This window comes from Methylocystis sp. Sn-Cys (genome assembly GCF_016745395.1).
Classification (GTDB): domain Bacteria; phylum Pseudomonadota; class Alphaproteobacteria; order Rhizobiales; family Beijerinckiaceae; genus Methylocystis; species Methylocystis iwaonis.
On the sequence record NZ_JAERVJ010000010.1, the window covers coordinates 126,049 to 142,237 of the forward strand.

At 57.3% G+C, this 16,189-nt stretch carries 17 protein-coding genes, 1 tRNA gene and 1 pseudogene; 7 read left to right on the forward strand and 12 right to left on the reverse strand.

The window, feature by feature from the left end; all coding sequences use genetic code 11:
* Positions 1-98: 98 nt before the first annotated feature.
* A complete protein-coding gene (locus tag JJT62_RS17415; RefSeq protein ID WP_202074136.1) occupies positions 99-1,046 on the forward strand; it encodes an alpha-E domain-containing protein in 948 nt (315 codons plus the stop codon).
* Positions 1,047-1,139: 93 nt separating this feature from the next.
* On the forward strand, positions 1,140-1,970 hold the full coding sequence (locus tag JJT62_RS17420; RefSeq protein ID WP_202074047.1) for a transglutaminase family protein: 831 nt from the start codon (positions 1,140-1,142) through the stop codon (positions 1,968-1,970).
* A 293-nt stretch (positions 1,971-2,263) separates the two neighbouring features.
* Here the strand turns inward: JJT62_RS17420 and JJT62_RS19650 are convergent.
* Positions 2,264-2,399, reverse strand: a pseudogene (locus JJT62_RS19650) (transposase); the annotation flags it as partial.
* Between the two features lie 397 nt (positions 2,400-2,796).
* Between JJT62_RS19650 and JJT62_RS17430 the strand changes: the two are divergent.
* Together JJT62_RS17430 and JJT62_RS17435 are read left to right on the forward strand one after the other, a co-directional pair.
* Positions 2,797-2,871, forward strand: a tRNA-Thr gene (locus tag JJT62_RS17430).
* Positions 2,872-2,972: 101 nt separating this feature from the next.
* The gene (locus JJT62_RS17435) at positions 2,973-4,568 is read left to right on the forward strand and encodes a DUF6538 domain-containing protein (RefSeq protein WP_202074049.1); all 1,596 of its coding nucleotides are present in this window, start codon (positions 2,973-2,975) and stop codon (positions 4,566-4,568) included.
* Between the two features lie 42 nt (positions 4,569-4,610).
* On the opposite strand, the gene JJT62_RS17440 is transcribed toward JJT62_RS17435, so the two are convergent.
* From JJT62_RS17440 to JJT62_RS17450, 3 genes are all read right to left on the reverse strand, one after another.
* Positions 4,611-4,814, reverse strand: coding sequence for a hypothetical protein (locus JJT62_RS17440; protein ID WP_202074050.1), 204 nt, complete (start codon positions 4,812-4,814; stop codon positions 4,611-4,613).
* An 833-nt stretch (positions 4,815-5,647) separates the two neighbouring features.
* Positions 5,648-6,205: a hypothetical protein gene (locus JJT62_RS17445; protein ID WP_202074051.1), complete on the reverse strand. Its 558-nt coding sequence runs from the start codon at positions 6,203-6,205 to the stop codon at positions 5,648-5,650.
* Between the two features lie 8 nt (positions 6,206-6,213).
* Complete coding sequence (locus tag JJT62_RS17450) at positions 6,214-6,798, reverse strand: recombinase family protein (protein WP_202074052.1); 585 nt, start codon at positions 6,796-6,798, stop codon at positions 6,214-6,216.
* Between the two features lie 40 nt (positions 6,799-6,838).
* Here JJT62_RS17450 and JJT62_RS17455 point away from each other — a divergent pair, with 40 nt between their 5' ends.
* Both JJT62_RS17455 and JJT62_RS17460 read left to right on the forward strand, forming a co-directional pair.
* On the forward strand, positions 6,839-8,137 hold the full coding sequence (locus JJT62_RS17455; protein WP_202074053.1) for a hypothetical protein: 1,299 nt from the start codon (positions 6,839-6,841) through the stop codon (positions 8,135-8,137).
* Between the two features lie 61 nt (positions 8,138-8,198).
* The gene (locus JJT62_RS17460; RefSeq protein ID WP_202074054.1) at positions 8,199-8,705 is read left to right on the forward strand and encodes a hypothetical protein; all 507 of its coding nucleotides are present in this window, start codon (positions 8,199-8,201) and stop codon (positions 8,703-8,705) included.
* On the opposite strand, the gene JJT62_RS18980 is transcribed toward JJT62_RS17460, so the two are convergent.
* Complete coding sequence (locus tag JJT62_RS18980; RefSeq protein ID WP_210340715.1) at positions 8,692-9,210, reverse strand: hypothetical protein; 519 nt, start codon at positions 9,208-9,210, stop codon at positions 8,692-8,694. The genes JJT62_RS17460 and JJT62_RS18980 overlap by 14 nt on opposite strands.
* 1,029 nt (positions 9,211-10,239) lie before the next feature.
* Here JJT62_RS18980 and JJT62_RS17465 point away from each other — a divergent pair.
* Positions 10,240-10,548 (forward strand): hypothetical protein, encoded by a 309-nt coding sequence (locus tag JJT62_RS17465; protein WP_202074055.1) that lies wholly within the window; start codon positions 10,240-10,242, stop codon positions 10,546-10,548.
* Positions 10,549-10,608: 60 nt separating this feature from the next.
* Here the strand turns inward: JJT62_RS17465 and JJT62_RS17470 are convergent, their stop codons facing one another.
* The 7 genes from JJT62_RS17470 to JJT62_RS17500 all read right to left on the reverse strand — a co-directional run bounded on the left by JJT62_RS17470 (position 10,609) and on the right by JJT62_RS17500 (position 16,188).
* A complete protein-coding gene (locus JJT62_RS17470) occupies positions 10,609-11,751 on the reverse strand; it encodes an EscU/YscU/HrcU family type III secretion system export apparatus switch protein (RefSeq protein WP_202074056.1) in 1,143 nt (380 codons plus the stop codon).
* Positions 11,752-11,769: 18 nt separating this feature from the next.
* Positions 11,770-12,780, reverse strand: coding sequence for a flagellar motor switch protein FliG (locus JJT62_RS17475; protein WP_202074057.1), 1,011 nt, complete (start codon positions 12,778-12,780; stop codon positions 11,770-11,772).
* A gap of 18 nt (positions 12,781-12,798) precedes the next feature.
* Positions 12,799-13,077 (reverse strand): flagellar motor switch protein FliN, encoded by a 279-nt coding sequence (gene fliN / locus JJT62_RS17480; protein WP_246744982.1) that lies wholly within the window; start codon positions 13,075-13,077, stop codon positions 12,799-12,801.
* Positions 13,078-13,231: 154 nt separating this feature from the next.
* On the reverse strand, positions 13,232-14,164 hold the full coding sequence (locus JJT62_RS17485; RefSeq protein WP_202074059.1) for a FliM/FliN family flagellar motor switch protein: 933 nt from the start codon (positions 14,162-14,164) through the stop codon (positions 13,232-13,234).
* Positions 14,164-15,033, reverse strand: a complete 870-nt coding sequence (motA, locus tag JJT62_RS17490; protein ID WP_202074060.1) for a flagellar motor stator protein MotA — start codon at positions 15,031-15,033, stop codon at positions 14,164-14,166. The genes JJT62_RS17485 and motA overlap by 1 nt, the downstream gene beginning before the upstream one ends.
* 85 nt (positions 15,034-15,118) lie before the next feature.
* Positions 15,119-15,433 (reverse strand): hypothetical protein, encoded by a 315-nt coding sequence (locus JJT62_RS17495; protein WP_202074061.1) that lies wholly within the window; start codon positions 15,431-15,433, stop codon positions 15,119-15,121.
* A gap of 329 nt (positions 15,434-15,762) precedes the next feature.
* On the reverse strand, positions 15,763-16,188 hold the full coding sequence (locus JJT62_RS17500) for a hypothetical protein (protein WP_202074062.1): 426 nt from the start codon (positions 16,186-16,188) through the stop codon (positions 15,763-15,765).
* Position 16,189 lies beyond the last annotated feature (1 nt).

Consider the following 16,189-nt stretch of genomic DNA (forward strand, 5'->3'; position numbering starts at 1 on the left):
GCAGCCAGGAATCCGGCGAGACCGCAGCCCATCTCCCTGCCCCGCTCGAGACGATCAGACAGGACATCAGCCGCGAGCGCGCGCAAACGGAACGCCCTATGCTTTCAAGCACCGCCGACAATCTTTATTGGCTCGCGCGCTATATGGAGCGCGCCGATTTCCTCGCGCGCGCCATCGAGGCGTCCCGGCGCCTCGCGACATTGCCGAAAGCCTATGGCGGCGCCGAAACCGAATGGGAAAGCGTGCTTCTCTCCTCCGGCGCCGCGCAGGCCTTCGAGCAGACGGGCAAGCCGATTACCGAAAGCAATATCATCGAGTTCCTGACTTTCTCGCGCGACAACCCGGGCTCGATCCGCAATTGCATCGAATTTGCTCGCACCAACGCCCGCGCGGTGCGCACCGCCCTGACGGTGGAAATGTGGGAGGCGATCAACGGCGCCTATCTCGAATTGAAAGCGATGGAGGCGCGTCGCGGCGCCTATTCGGCCGACGAGCTCGGGCGCTTCCTCGATTTCGTCAAGCAAACCTCGCTCATCTATGACGGCGGCGCCTATCGCACCATGCTGCGAAACGACGCCTATTGGTTCTCGCGCGTCGGACTATTCGTGGAGCGCGCGGACAACACGGCCCGGCTCCTGGACGTAAAATACCACGTGCTGCTGCCGGATAAGGAAGTCATCGGCGGCTCGCTCGACTATTTCCAATGGGCGGCGATTTTGCGCGCGGTCTCGGCGCACACTGCCTATCACTGGGTCTATCGCACGAGCATGAAGCCCTGGCTCGTCGCCGATTTGCTCATCCTGCGCCCGGAGATGCCGCGCTCGCTCATCTCCTGCTACGAGAGCATCGTGCGCAATCTCGATAGTCTTGCCCGCGCTCACGGCCGGCAGGGCGCAGCGCAGCGTCAGGCGCGCAACATGTACGGCAAGCTCGAAACGATGACCATGGAGCACGTCTTCCAGGGCGGGCTGCACGAGTTCATCCAAAGCTTCATCAGCGAGAACAACCGCCTCGGTTCGCTGATCTCCGAGCAATATCTCTTCTAGCTTCAGGCGCTTTCGGCTGGCTAAATGGCGAGATGGAAACCGGCGCGGCAGGTAGAAACGACACGAAAGCCGCGCCTCTTCGACGAGCGTCCCATGCGTATCCGCATCCGCCACGAAACAACCTGCCGCTATCTCGAGCCCGTAAAAGCGGCGATCCAGAATTTGCGGCTGACCCCGCGCAATTCCGATGGCCAGCATGTCAAAAGCTGGCGCATCGACGTCGATCGTGATTGCCGGCTGATCGCCTCGGAGGACGCCTTTGGCAATGTGGTGCATCGCTTCACGGCCGACGGTCCTTTCGACTCGATCACGACCACGGTCGAGGGTGAGGTGACGACCTTCGACACGGCCGGCGTCGCCTCGGGCGCCCCAGAGCGTTTTCCGCCCACGCTCTATCTGCGTCAGACCCCACTCACCGCCCCTACACCGGCCATTGCCGACTTCGCCCGCGCGACAACGGCCAGGGAGAACGGGACGCTCGCCTCGCTCCATGCGTTGCTTTCGGCCATCCATGAGAAAATTGCATTGGAGACCGATGCGAGCGCCGCCGCGACGACCGCCGCCGCCGCCTTCGAAAGCGGGAAGGGCGAGTGTCAGGACCTTGCGCATCTTTTCATCGCCAGCGCGCGCGCGATCGGCGCGCCCGCGCGCTATGTCAGCGGCTATTACCTCCGCGACGACAATGATTATGGGGTCGCGGGCCACGCCTGGGCGGAGGCCTATGTCGAAAATCTCGGCTGGGTTGGATTTGACCCGGCCAATTGCGTGTCTCCCGGAGAGCGGCACATTCGCTTGGCGATTGCGCTGGATAAGCTCGGCGCCGCCCCGATTCGCGGCGCGCATGCCGGCGGCGCCGGCGAAAGCGTGGATGTCAGGGTCCGGGCCACGCGGACACAGACTCAGTCTCAGTCTCAGGCGCAGTAGCGACGGACATCACGCTAGCGCGCTTTCCGCGCGCATGGAATCATGTGCCCGGAAAGCGCGCCGATTCAGAAGTCGGAGCGCATTCTTCGCAAAAGCCGATCAACTTTTGCAGGATGCGCTTTAGGCTGCGAATTGCTGCGGCGGCGCATTCTCGGCGGCGGCTATCGGCGCCTGCTCGGCCCAGCGAAGCCGGTCGGCGTAAAGAAGCAATTCAACCGCGCCCGTTCTCTGCAAGGCCTCGAAGACGCGCGGCCAAACTCTTTTCTTGGCCCAGCGGTGATACCGCGTATAAGTTGTATACCACTTGCCGAATTCGGGCGGGAGGTCGCGCCAAGGCGCGCCTGTTCGGGCAACCCAGAAAACGGCCTCCAGAAAGAGACGGTTGTTGCGGCCATGGCACCCGGGATCGCCCTCTTTTCCGGGTAGAATATTTGCGACAGCCTCCCAAGCCTCGTCCGATAATACTCTTTCAGCCACCCCAGCCTCCTATCGCATTATAAAAATAAGGGACCAGCCCTGGTCCAAGCCACGCCGCAAAGGGCTCCGACCTATCGAATATGCAGAGCCCAAACGGCGCCGGCCGAGTTACAGCGACACGAATACTACCTTAGGTTGTATTTCTGATCAACCTGACAGTTTGCCTGGGATCGGAAAAAAGCCTTGCGGCTCTCCCTTTTCGGGGACGCGCCGCCGCAGACGTTTCAAAGGGCGGGGCGACTCTTTACGCGATTGCTTTGGAGTTCATTGTCCTCGCCCTTGCCACTCGGGCCGCACTATGGCAAAAGGCCCTCGTTCCGGCCGCCGCGGGCGGTTTCAGGAATTCAGCGCTGCAGTAGCTCAGTGGTAGAGCACTCCCTTGGTAAGGGAGAGGTCGAGAGTTCAATCCTCTCTTGCAGCACCACCCACCCTCTTGATTTTGTTGCAGCCTCTTGTGTTTCGGGGCTTTTCGTCCATTCTCGCGTTACAAACATCGTTACAAAAGCGCGAGCTGTTCGTCCGTTCATGGCTACCAAGATTCGACACCTGCTCTTCCGGGAGGGGCGATATTACGCCCGAGTGGTCGTCCCCAAAGACCTGCGCAAAAATCTTGGAAAGACAGAACTCAGGATGCCGCTTGGCGCAGATCGTCGCGAAGCTATCCGCAAGCACCCGGCAGCAATAGCTAGGCTGCAAACCCGAATTAGCGACGCCCGGCGCAGAGCCATCGCTGAGGGACTAGCTCCCAGGGGCGGACCATCGCGCCCGGTAGATTTAGCGACATTGGCTTATCACCATTACGCTGAGCTCCTTGAGCTCGATAGCCGCGCGCGGAATATCTCACCCGACCTAGCGGGCGTTACCGTGCCTGAAATCAATGGGTGGTCTCTAGGGCCTCGCGAGAAGGTATTGCGGCACATTGCCAGCGGCGCTGCGTCGGAAGACGAGACTCGCGCCGTCCTGGGCGTCTGGATTGATGAATTGCACGCTCGTGGAACCATTGCCTGCCTTGAGCAAGGCCCTCAGTGGCGAGAACTGGCCCGAACTCTTGCGTCAGTCCACCTAGAAGCGCTCCAAAGGGCTAGAGAACGCGATCAAGGCGATTTTTCGGGGGAACCCAAGTTGCGTGCTTTAACGGTCGCGCCGCCAGAGATTGAGCCCGTTTTGGTAGCCCCACTAGGCGAGCTCTTTCAAGCATACATTTCGATGCTAAGCCGCTCAGGGAACGGTGCCGAAGCCGGAAGACGCTGGCGGCCCGTGTTTGAAAGTCTGGTCAAATACCTTGGTCACGATGACGCTGCGCAGATAACACGCGCAGACCTTTTGCGGTGGCGCGAAAGCCTTGAGCCGTCGCTTTCACCTAAGACGATTCGCGACGTCTATGTCGCCGCGGTAAAAACTGTGCTGCGCTGGGCCTCAGAAAACGGGCGTATCGCGTCCAATCCTGCGGACCGCATAAAAATTAGAATAGGCCGGACACAGAAAACTCGCGAAAAGGGGTTCACGAACGAAGAAGCGAAGAGGCTATTAAAAGCTGCAAAACAGTATGAGGCGACGCCGTCTGCCAACCCCAGCACTAGAGAAAGCAGCCATATGGTGCAGGCGAAGCGGTGGATTCCTTGGCTTTGTGCGTTCACGGGGGCGCGAGTTGCGGAAATCGCGCAGATTCGGAAAGAGGACGTGCGCCGAGAGGGTGAATGGTTTTTCTTGCGCATTACGCCTGAGGCGGGATCAACAAAGACCGGCGAGTTTCGGGATGTTCCGCTACACCCCCAGTTGGTCGAATTAGGCTTCATCTCATTCGTAGATGCGACCTCGCACGGGCCCATATTTTACTCCCTTAGCAAGCGCAGAAGTTCTCAGCATCCCGCAAAATTTGTGGCTCAACGCTTGGCTGTATGGATTAGGACGCTAGGCGCGGTGGGAGACGTGCAGCCTAACCATGGTTGGCGTCATCGGTTTAAAACCATCGGCCGCGAATTGGGAATTGACCAGCGCACACTTGACGCCATCCAGGGACACGCGGCACGCACTGCCGGCGAAGCCTATGGATCTGTGAACCTGAAAACGATGGCGGAAGCCGTTAGGCGCTTCCCCTGGATTGAACTCGAAGCGCCGTGAGCCCGGCGCTTCGAAACATTTACAAAGCCGGTCTGCGCGCCGTTACCGCCCCCCGTTCAGAAACTCCTTGGTCTGCTTATTAAGCCGCCCGATAGAAGTTAGAACCCTCATCTCCTCGTTAATTTTCGAAAGCTCTGCGGGATCGTCAATTTTAAGGAGAACCTGCTTTCTCAGCCGCTCAAGCTTAGAATTCAGAATGGATTCAAGCGGTGAGTCTGTTGTTTCGGTTGCCACTGGTTTTTTCATTTCCCGTATCTCTATGAGTAGCATCACGAAAGAGCCGTGACTTTCCCTATTATAGCGACACGTTCACCGCGACCGATCAGAAATCGCCTATTTTTACGCCCTTGATTGCGGGCTCTAAATTTGCAGACGAAGCGACATCTCCCGTGCTTAAAGCAAGATGCGGGTGTCTTTTGATCATCGGGCACAGATTTACCCCCCTCAGGCGCGAGGAGCCGGTAATGGAAACCAGCTCGTTTAGTTGCACCTGACAGGGATAGAGGTCATCGGTATACAGACGACGGTGGCGCGCCTAGCCTTTGATATGACACCGGGAGGAAGCCATTCCCCGGAAATCAGCGCGGTCTACCTCCCCCTTTTGGGGGAACTTCGGTCGGCTCCTACGAGCCTCAACGCCACCGGCCCTAACTGCTACCGGTCGACGCCACGGGTCGCGTCGCCGCGTTGCCCCGATCTTTTCCATTCTATTCAAATGGCTCTTTCGAGACCGCTTCTGAAATAGCTGCCTCACGGCTTTCACCTCCCCGTGGGTTAGGCGGGGCGATTTTCCGCTTCTCCCGGCTCGCGACTCTCTGCGGTCATGTTCCCGCCTCGGAGCCTCCTATTGTCCGGTATATGTTTTGGCCTTATCAGGGCCGCAACGTGCTGCCTGCTCGCGACTTGCCCGATGGGCGTATGCATGTGGCGCTAATAGTATAGCTGCGGCTCGAAAGTTCGTGCAATAATTTTTGAGCTAAAGACTCACTACATGGGGGTCGCATTAGGACCCGCTTTCTAGGACTTCGACCATTTAGAAGTTCGCTCGAACATTGCAGGCGGTGAAATTAGGACGACTTTCATACCACCTCCAGCTCACACCCCTCTTCATTCTCTCGGCGCATTCGGTTGATCTCGTCGTCTGTCAAATCGACAATATGGATTTGGGGAAGCTCGTCGCTCGTTTCGTCGCCTTTAATGCCCAGACACGCAGACTTGATATTGAAACATCGTTCCAGCGTCGCTGTTGCCATCGACATCGCTCGAAGCGCCGCGCCAACTTTATAACCTTCTGCCGGGTTCGCCTCGGCCGACGCAACCAGTCCCATTACGGTGCGTTCGATACGAGTGAGGGTATCGAAGGTCGACGCACGCATCGCCCGACTCTTTTCGAGCCGAGCCTCAGGGTCTCCGAAAACCTCGCTCAAAACCGCAGCTTCGATTTCTGTTGCAATTGCCTTTGCGCGAGTGCCTTTTTTCGACCCATGTTTAGCGAAGTGGCGCTGAATCGCTCGGGTCGTTACGCCAAACCTCGCCGCCAGTTCTTCGAGCGTCGCTGCATCCGCCTCCCATAAGGCTCTCGCCTCGCTCCACTGTGCTGCCGACAAGCGCTTATACTTCCGCCCTAACTCAGCCATGCCTTACCTCAGCCTTCAACGTGCGCGGCTTTAACGCGCTGGATTAACCGGCGATCGACGCCCCATTCGGCCGCCAGCTTGGAAACACTGGCTCCGTTCGCGAGGCTCTTTGCGATTTCCGCCCGTTGCCGATCGGTAAAGCGGGCCGGCCGCCCAGGCGTTTTCCCTTCCGCACGAGCGCGCGCTAATCCGGCTTGGGTGCGCTCTACCAGTAAATCACGCTCGAACTCTGCCACCGCGGCAAGAACCCCCATAACCATCTTGCCGGCGGCCGAAGTTAAGTCCGCGCCGCCAAGCGCCAGACAGTGAACCCTAATCCCGCGCTGCGCCAACCCCTCTACAGTTTGCCGAACGTCGATTACGTTACGGCCGAGCCGGTCGAGTTTCGTGACAATCAACACGTCTCCCGCTTCGAGCCTATCAAGCAGCGACCGGAAGGCGGGGCGCGCCGAAGCCTGAACGCCACCCGAGACGGTCTCTGAAATTATTCGATGGGGTTCGATTCTAAATCCCGCGCTCGCGATCTCGCGCGCTTGGTTTTCGACCGTTTGATCAGCGGTGCTGACCCGGCAATAGGCAAACACACGACTCATTTCCCGCCCCTGCGCGTTTCATAGGGAGATTTTTCGCACAGTGTGCGATATTGTCAATAGCTATATTTTGCACATCAAGATGCCGCCCTGCGCGCAACCGATCGTTTACGCACATTTTAGAAGGCGCGTGACATATTGTATGGCGAGGGCTCAGGTTGCGCCGCCTCGCAACAAAGGCTTAAGACAAGCTATCAGGAATGTGGCTTGTTGCTTACGCTTTACCCCCTCCAGAAAGCGGAGTTCAGCTGTGCGCGGTAGTTTGGCGATTTGGTGCGATCCAATCGAGACAGAGATTGATGGACACGCGCCAAAAATTGAACTCCATTTCAATATGTGGCAGGATTTACCTCAAGATAATGCCGCCCTCGACGTCGGATTCCGCATTAAAGAAGCTCGAACAATTCGTCAGCTGCACTTCTATATTCCAGCCGAAATATCTCTTGACCGAGTAACCGACTTATCAACGGTCCTGAAAAACAAAAACACGATATCTGCTATATTCAATAATGTCCTAAAAATTGGGTCCGAAAACTCACTCACCTATCAAGTCAAAAATTCAAACGACAAGGTTTATCTGAGAGTCGTCTATATCGATTTCGAAAAACACCTGAGCATTTTTCACCTCAAAGATGGAGATAATACTGACGGCACAGTTCTCACGTTCAACGACTCATTATTCCAGAATCTAGATGAAGTTGGCGACTACTACATCCGCTTGAGGCTTAAATTCGGAAGAAAAGAACTATACAAACTGTTTGCAAGCAAATTTGACGCAGAAGAGAAGTTGTTCATAAGCGTTTTCTCCAGAACGGACATAATTGAATTCAGAGTGAACGAAAAACGGAATTTCAGCAATACTCTCAGATCAAATATTCCAAATATGTTTTTCCCAGACATAAGCGCTATTCATTTTCTACTTGCGCGACGCGTAGACGTTGAGCTCATAAAATCCCATGCAGATTTTAGGAAAATGCGCAAACTAGAGCCTAATATATGGGATCACTACCTTGAGCAATTTGGCAAGGTCCCTTCTGAGATGGTCATATACCATTGGAGGGAGATTGCACAGCCTGGTGCGAGCGTCGATGACTTTATGGCACTTGCAATCTTCCGAAAGTTCATTCCCAATTTTGGCCTCTACGCTCTAGCATTGGCTTTGTTTGGCGGCCTAGGAAGTGCCGTTCAAGGCACCTTGGCGGCGCTCCTGAAGCAAATAACAGAGGGGAAGCAGACCACCGAGCTTACGATCCAACTGAGCGCTCTCGTTATGCTCGGACTCGCTCTGCTGGGTCTTTACGACCGCATCCGAAAAAATAGGTCTGAAAACGGCGATGTGTAGCTCGAAAGAGCTTGCATTTCAGAGCAGAGGTCACATCCTGCGGCGATCGTGGAGCGTTAGAATGATTCGGTCTAGTCAATTATGCGAGCATGTCTCTGGGGTTGGACATGCGCCAGCAAGGGGGGCGCTTTGCCGTCCCGACTTCGACGCCATCTTTGGTGCTTTAAAGGAGCTGGAAAGAACCTATCCGGGCTTCGGTGAGTGGTATTTTGGTAAAGTTGTTCCCGGAGTTTACGCTGGGGAAAGGCTTCTGCTTGCGCACGTTTCGGGGGCAACTATTAGCGGCGTCGCTATCGCGAAGCGGGGGACTGAGCAGAAATTATGCACCCTTTGGGTTCATCCAGACGCACGCTTGAGCCGTGTTGGCACCGAATTGGCTGAAGAAGCTTTTGAGTGGATGGGGAACTCCAAGCCTCTTTTCACAGTGCCGGAAGAACGGTTGCACGAATTCAAAGGGCTCTTGAGGCGATGGAGCTTCGGCCCCGGCCTGTCCGTCTGCGGATACTACGGGCAGGGAAGAGTTGAACACGTCTTCAACGGAACATTGCTCCCCACTATGTGCTCATGAGGCTGTTAACAATCCTGGTTAGCCCAGCTGAATCTCTGCTTTCCAGCTGATAACGCTTTACGTGGTGGCGCAGTGCTAGCTTCGAAGACTGCTTAGCCTCCAGCTTTATCAGGCGGATAAGTTCTGCCACCGGTTTGGCGGTGAGACTGTTAATTCGTCGCCTAACAATTGCGCTTGGCAGCGCGTGAATTTGGATAACACCCAACAACGGTAAGGCATCAAGCGCCTCGATGGGAATAATTTGGGTCGTGTTACCTGATTCTATTATTAGGTGGCCGTCGAGCACGATTGTGCCGCCACTGCGTGCAAGTAGCGCAAGGAGGCCCTCAGTTAAGACCGCTTGGTTTCTCGCAATGTCTTGGGGGGTTAGTGAGGTTATTTTTTGGCCCAGGGTTTGCAGAAACTCGCTAGCGACAACGTGTCGAATGCCATATCGCTCAAGCCTTGCACTCCTGATCAGGCTTGTTTTGCCCGATTTGGACAAACCACACGCAAAGATGATCACGGTTCTCCACCTATCGCATCGATCAGCTTTTGGCTTGCCCAACACCACGATTGTGGTGGCCTAAAGGAGCAACTGCTTCGTAATTCAGCTAACGAAAATACGGGATCGAGCTCCCTAACGTCGGAAACTCTAATTGCGCTCGCTGAATTCAAGCCGGAAAAATAAAGATCGAACTCTGCCCTGCTTAGGCAAGACTTTTCACCTGCAAGGTCCCATATCGCTTGCGGTGCGGCGATATGAGTTGGGCCCATTTTGCATTGAGCTCTCAATCTGCAATGGGGAGCAGATTCGTAGATTAGTGCATTTATGGCAGTGCTGAGTTTCGGGGGACGGCGTCTCAGCTCAAAGGATTTGTTTCCACTCAGAATCTGCTCAACCCAGCGAGGCCTAACGCTAATCAGAAGGACTTGGGACAAGGCTATCGTCGCAATTTTTGGGTCGTTGCGCAGGCCTGCGTTGCTGCATCGAATCAGTAACCCACTTGAGACCCCAAGGTCAAATCAGCGCCCTCACGACCTCTCTAATGGAACAAAAAGCGGGCCGTTCCAATGTTACAAATCGGCTCGCACCATCGCTCGCAATGCATTGATTTACAACGCACAAAAACCGCAATGCCAGAGTTCAATCCTCTCTTGCAGCACCACTTTCCCCTCTTCGTAGCAAATCCCCTTTGGCCTCGCGCGCATTGAGTCCACCGCTCGAGCGCCGGCCGAGGACTGCGCGGCGCGCGACCGCCATCGAGCTGCAAGCTTCCAAGCGCGCACAGCCTGGCGCCAGATACGCGGGATATTACAGCGGCTAGGCGCATTGCGTCGGACAATCCGCCGAGTGTAAGCTCACCCCCGGCATCGAGAGGCGGCCATCGGCGAATCGCCATATGCACTACTACCTGTTTTTCAATGCAAAAGAGGAATAGGTTTAAGTTATTCTTCACCAACCACGGACATAATCCGCATATTCGATGGTAACGAGGCCAGTCTAACGATGGGTAGAGCGAACCAGATCGGCGCAGCACCAAATGCTCCTGCTATGCCGACGATCGAAGAATGTCAGCGACTGCGAGATCCACTTCGTGGGCAGCTCGAATTACTTGATTATGACGTTCGGAACGCCATCGCTCGCGGTTTGAACGATATAGAGGCGAATGGCAAAGACGATATCGTGTTCATGAACGCCTCTGTGACCGTGCTCCTTTCCATCGCAGCGCGCATCTTCCAAAGAGCGGCGGAGTGCGACGACACCCAGATTACCGAGCAGTCCTTTGTCCTCGGGGCGCAGGATGCGATCGGTTGGGCGAAGACGCGCCGGCTCCGCTACAATGTTGCGGGAGAAGGTTAGCAGAGCCCCTCCAGCGGCAAGCCCTGCTTGCCCGGCGCCAGAGAGCGCCGGACGATGCTTCTATCGAGCTCGCGGAGTGCGCGCATTTAAATCGAGCCGCCGCCTCAGGGCAATGCGCATATTGCCGTTTCGCCCTTGCGCGCCGCCGCGGCTCGACAGGAAGTGGATGAGCTCCGCGATGGGACGGAAGAATTCGGGGGGGATCATGCGATCGACCTCGACAAACTCGTACATCGCCCGAACCAGCTCTTTCTTTTCGAAGACTGGGATCTGGTTCTCCTCCGCCACCTGACGGATTTTCAGGGCGATAAGGTCCTTACCTTTCGCCAGAACGAGCGGCGCCCCGCCCTCTTCCCTGACATATCTCAAAGCGATGGCGTAATGCGTCGGGTTGGCGATCACGAGCGTGGCGCGCGGCACGGCGTTCATCATCCGCTTTCTCGCGCGGCTCTGGGCCAACGAGCGCATGCGCGCCTTCACCAATCCGCCGCCTTCAGCCTGCTTGATTTCTTCCTTCAGCTCATGACGGCTCATGCGAAGATCACGCCGCCATTTGAAGCGCGTCCAGGCCCAGTCCGCGCCCGCGAGCAATCCGGCGACGATGCAAACGACGCTGGTAAGATGCAACAGGATCGTGAGGATCAGCTCGGGCGCCAATCTCGGATCGGTGCGCATCGCATTGACGAGCGTCTCGCGGTCGACAATCAAGGAAAAGGCGAGGCTACCGGTAAGAATCGCGATCTTGGCGGTCGATTTGCCAAGCTCGACCAGCCCGCCCACGCCGAAAAGCCGCTTCCAGCCCTTAATTGGAGAGATGCGGCCCAGGTCGGGCGTGATCCTGTCGAAGGCGACGCGCGGCGCGCCCTGGACGAAGGACGCCGCGATCCCCAAACCCGCGATAAGCCCCAGAAAGGGTCCAAGAAAGCTGAGCGCCTCGCCGCCGATATAGGCGAAAAACCTTGCGAGGTCCTCGCCGGTCGAGATTCGGACCGTGCCCGCGTTTTCCAGCAAAAGCGCCAGCGTGCCGCTGAGACGCCCTGTGGATGCCCGGTAGATGAAAGAGAGGCAAAGAAATAGGCCCAGGAAGCCCGCGAAGGTCGAAACCTCCTTCGAAACCGCCGTCTGACCCCGCTCGAGAGCGTCGCCAATTTTCTTTTCTGTCGGCTCTTCTGTTTTGGAGTCTGCGTCTTCGCTCTCGGACATCGACGACCGCCTTCCGCTTTACGCGGCGCTTTCACGCAAGTCGACGAGCCCGGCCTCCGACAGTTTCAGCACCGTTTCCGCGATGGCGCGCTGCGCTTTGATGATCTCTCGTCTTGGCGGCGGATCGCCGGCGGTAAGCTCTGCCTCGACCATGCGCCGCATGCGCGCGGACAAGGACGGAAGTATCGCGCTGCGCAAGCTTTCGTTCGCCCCGCGTAGCGCCACGATCAGACGATCGGTCGGGACTTGATCCAGCAAAATGGCGCGCGCGCGAGGGCTCAGCGACGGAATATCCTCGAAGGTGAACAGCATTCCCTTCAGATCTTCGGCGATCGCCGGCTCGGTTTCCGCGACGGACTGCAAAATCTCCTCGATTTGATTGCTGTCCATCTGATTGACGATGGCCGCGACCTTTCGGCTCGCGCCAGCCGAGGAGCTCGACGCGCCCGCCCCCATCAAATCGTCTTGCAGCGCCGCTTCGAGCAAGCGGAGAGCAGAATCAGAGATCGGTCCAGAGGTGAGCATTCGGCGCATCACCTCATTGCGCATCGAGCTCGGCAAAAGCGCCAGGAACCGCGCCGAGACGGCCGGATCGACCTTCGATGCGACGGCCGCGATGGTCTGCGGATGTTCTTTGGAAAAATACTCGGCCAGCGTCGTTTCGGGGATTGTGGAGAGCCGCCGCCAGAAATGCTCGTTCGACTTGCCGAGCACCTCCGACATGATCTCGGCCACCTGCTCCTCGGGCACGACGCCCATCAGCAAAGCCTCGGCCTGCCCGAGCGTGCCCATCAGATCCGTCCCATCCATGGAAAGCTGGCCAATCAAATCCTCGATAAGCTGCTCCATGACGGCCGCGGGCACGGTGCCGAGACTCGCCGCGACTTTGGCGATGCGCCTCAGCTCGACCTGGTCGAAATGCTTGAGCAGCCGCTGCGCAACGTCGCGATCGAGCGACAGCAAGATCGCCGCGACTTTTTCCGCGCCCGCCAGCGGTCTCGAGGGAAGGCTCGCAAGAGAGCTATCCATGAAATGCGATCACCAGTTCTATTGTTGCAGAGCGCTGAGAGTAGGATCGCGAATTTCGGTCAGGGACACGCCGAACCTCGTATTGTCGTCCTCGATGACGACCACCTCGCCACGCGCGATTTCCCGGCCGTTGATCATGATTTCGACGGGATCCCCGACTCGGCTGTCCAGCGGTATGACCGCCCCGCGTCCGAGGTTGAGAAGATCGGCCACGGGAATCGTCGTCGAACCTACCACGACCTGCAGCACCACGGGAATCTGCAAGATGGCGTCGATCTTTGGAGCGCCCGGGCGCATGTCCGGCTCACGAGCTTTGGGGGCCGCAGGCGCCGGCTCGGCCGCGTCCTCCATGCCCAATTGCTCGAATTGTTCCATGTCCTGCGGATCCATTATCGGTTTCTCACTTTAGCAGACATCGCCTCTCCGTGAAACGGTCCCATTTTACCGAACGTCACGGTTGATTGCCGATGATCCTGTTGATGAACTCCTGCTCGCCGTCGATTTTTTCCTCGATGCGAACCGTGTAGAAACCCTCTTTTTGCCCGAGTTCGCAATTGAAGAGCGATCGTGAACCGTTTTTCAGTGGGATCAAGCTCGTCGGAGAGAAGGGAAGAGCAATAAGCTGGCCAACGTGGAAACATGCGACGTCGCCCAAGGTCATCCCACGCTTCTCCATGACCGCGGAGACCTTCACGGTCGCGCGGACGACCTGATCCCGGAGATTTTGCGCCCAGGCTGCGTCCTCTATATTGCCGTTGGCGTTCGGCGCGCGTGCGAGAACGTCGTTATACGGATCCAGTGCGATGCGCGGGATCGCCAGAACAGCTTCTCCCTGACGACCCTGCGCCTGGAGAATAAATTTGCACACCACAATCGCTGCGCCTTTGCCGGCAAGCGTAAGCCAATCGAGCGTTTGCTCCGTGGATTCCAACTTGAATGACACCTCGACGACCTTCGAGAAGGCGGCCTGGAACGACTCTATCAAGGAGGTTATCGCATATTCAACGGCCCGCGACTCGACCTTGGTGAGCCCGCGATCATGTTGGGTGAAGGGAATTGAGACGCTCGCCCCAAAAAGCAGATCGATAAGCATCAGCGCGACGTCCGCATTGATGCCCACCGCCACCTTGCATCGAAGCTCGGACGCCTGAAAGACGCTCGCGACCGCGGCGCTGATGTCTTTGGCGTCGCCCACGCGAACGGCGAGCACGTCTTTCACTTGGAAGTCGACGTCGGCGCCGGTGGTCTCGAATAAAGCTTTCTCGAACCGCGTCGCGGCGTCGTCGAGGATGGCGCGAAGGACCGGGAGACGGCCAACCGTCGCAACGCCATTTGCAACCAGCGGCGCGCGGCCCGCAGACGGCCTCGAGAGATCGACCGACATCAAGCGGCCCCCTTGGCTGCGCCGTTCATCGCCTCGCTCTCCACCTCGTCGATCGAGGGGCGGTCATGAGAGGGAATGGATTTGCGGCCGTGCTCGATCGCCACTTGCGGAAGCGCCCCATTCATGAAGGCAAGCAGCGTCTGCTTTACGATCAGATAGACATGACATTCTTTTGTCCGCGCCACTTTCACCTTGAAGGCGAGGGGCGTGACGATGCCATATGAAACGAAAATGCCCGCGAATGTCCCGACCATGGCCGCGCCAATGAGACCGCCGAGCAGCTCCGGCGACTGATCGAGGGCGCCCATCGCCTTGATCACGCCGAGAACGGCCGCGACGATGCCGAGCGCCGGCAGGCCGTCGCCGACCGCCGACAGCGCATGATAAGGCTTCAGGCGGTCATATTTGATCGAGGAGATTTCCTCGTCCATGAGATTTTCGATCTCAAAAGTGCGAACATTGCCGATAATATAAAGACGGCAGTAATCGCAGATAAAAGCCGTCATTTCCTGATTCTTCAAAACCCCGGGGAAGGCGTTGAAAATCGCGGATTCGGAGGGAGCGTCGATGTGGAGCTCGACTTCATTGCGCGCCTTGCTGCGGATCTCGCGCAACAATGCGTGCAGCAATCCGAGGACGTCGAGATAGTCTCGCCGCTTTGGGACCCTATCCAGCACAGCCTGAGCAATGGACTTGCCGGTGTCCAGAATGACCTTCGTTGGATTGGCGACGATGAAAGTCCCTAGCGCCGAGCCGAGAATGATGACGAATTCCCAGGGCTGCCAGAGCACGATCAAATGGCCGCCGAGAGCTGCGAAGCCGCCTAACATGCAACCCATCGTCACAACGAGACCGAGCAAAAAGCCCATTACGCAGCGCCCTTCATGTGTGCTTTCGTGCGTTCACATTAAGGATTTTGGCTTGCCCGGAACTGACAGCCTCAAGCTGGAGCGCTCACTTGCCCGCCGGGTTTCCGGGCGAAATGCCCAGAGCCTGGCTAAGCTCGCCGGGGCCGGGGCAGAAGGCCGACATATATTGCTCTGGAATATCGACCAGACTCACGATCACAATACGCCCCTCGGGCGTGCGCAACGCAACCGGATTGCTCGTCGAGAGATTGGGACAGGCCCTTATGAAGGTGGAATGTCTTTGTTCAGCGGCGTTCCTTTGCCATAAGCCGAAAGCGACGCCGCCGGCAAGAAAGGCGGCCAGCATCGCCAGCCATCGCGAGTGACGGTCAGTGGCGGCCGCTTTTTCGATGATACTCATTCGCGCGCCTCTGAAACACATCGAATTCGAGCTGCGAGCGCCAACGGATATTCTGGCGTTTGGGGACTTGGAGCGCATCTCGAAAAGTTGATAGACTTTTGCGAAAAAAAAATGCGCTCCAACTTTCTAAATCTTTGCGCTTATCGGCGCACGTGAACGCCGCCGAACCGCCAGCGCGTTTACAAAGCTGTCAAAATCTCGACTGCGTCTCACCGGGACATCCTGGCTGCAAACCGGCGCCAACAGCCCGGGGTGACCCTTTCGGATCCTCGATCCAATCTGCGTTGGTTGGATGTTAGGCCGAATTGCTTACGAAATTCCGACCGGTTTCAGTCCGGTTGAGAGTCTCTCTCGTCGGTCGCCAGAATGGAAGCGACGACGCTCGGGCCGAGCGGCTCGCATTTTGCGCCGGAACGCTCGCCGCCGCTTTGGACCGCGATGCGCGCCGCAGCAAGAAAAGCCGACTCATCGAAGGGCCGCCCCATCCGGTAAGATGTGAACTCCATCATGGACGCGGCGATCGACAAAATCACGGTCGCCGAGGCGCTGTAAACGAGCCTTTCGTTTTCACCATTCAGATGAGCGTCGGCGATGAGCCTGTCATGCGCCATCTGAATTTTCTGCTCGAGAGAGTCGAGCTGGTCTCTCAACCCCTGCGCCAACTGTCTGCATTCGGAAAGAGACGGCAAAACGACCTCGCCTCTGGCGTCCTTTCCGGCTTGAACGCGTCCAATCTGCAAAGTGGATTTTGTCATT

Coding starts and splice junctions, on each gene's coding strand:
- JJT62_RS17415 (WP_202074136.1), top strand. CDS start 99: ATGCTTTCAAGCACCGCCGACAATCTTTATTGGCTCGCGCGCTATATG.
- JJT62_RS17420 (WP_202074047.1), top strand. CDS start 1,140: ATGCGTATCCGCATCCGCCACGAAACAACCTGCCGCTATCTCGAGCCC.
- JJT62_RS17435 (WP_202074049.1), top strand. CDS start 2,973: ATGGCTACCAAGATTCGACACCTGCTCTTCCGGGAGGGGCGATATTAC.
- JJT62_RS17440 (WP_202074050.1), bottom strand. CDS start 4,814: ATGAAAAAACCAGTGGCAACCGAAACAACAGACTCACCGCTTGAATCC.
- JJT62_RS17445 (WP_202074051.1), bottom strand. CDS start 6,205: ATGGCTGAGTTAGGGCGGAAGTATAAGCGCTTGTCGGCAGCACAGTGG.
- JJT62_RS17450 (WP_202074052.1), bottom strand. CDS start 6,798: ATGAGTCGTGTGTTTGCCTATTGCCGGGTCAGCACCGCTGATCAAACG.
- JJT62_RS17460 (WP_202074054.1), top strand. CDS start 8,199: ATGATTCGGTCTAGTCAATTATGCGAGCATGTCTCTGGGGTTGGACAT.
- JJT62_RS17465 (WP_202074055.1), top strand. CDS start 10,240: ATGCCGACGATCGAAGAATGTCAGCGACTGCGAGATCCACTTCGTGGG.
- JJT62_RS17470 (WP_202074056.1), bottom strand. CDS start 11,751: ATGTCCGAGAGCGAAGACGCAGACTCCAAAACAGAAGAGCCGACAGAA.
- JJT62_RS17475 (WP_202074057.1), bottom strand. CDS start 12,780: ATGGATAGCTCTCTTGCGAGCCTTCCCTCGAGACCGCTGGCGGGCGCG.
- fliN (WP_246744982.1), bottom strand. CDS start 13,077: ATGCGCCCGGGCGCTCCAAAGATCGACGCCATCTTGCAGATTCCCGTG.
- JJT62_RS17485 (WP_202074059.1), bottom strand. CDS start 14,164: ATGTCGGTCGATCTCTCGAGGCCGTCTGCGGGCCGCGCGCCGCTGGTT.
- motA (WP_202074060.1), bottom strand. CDS start 15,033: ATGGGCTTTTTGCTCGGTCTCGTTGTGACGATGGGTTGCATGTTAGGC.
- JJT62_RS17495 (WP_202074061.1), bottom strand. CDS start 15,433: ATGAGTATCATCGAAAAAGCGGCCGCCACTGACCGTCACTCGCGATGG.
- JJT62_RS17500 (WP_202074062.1), bottom strand. CDS start 16,188: ATGACAAAATCCACTTTGCAGATTGGACGCGTTCAAGCCGGAAAGGAC.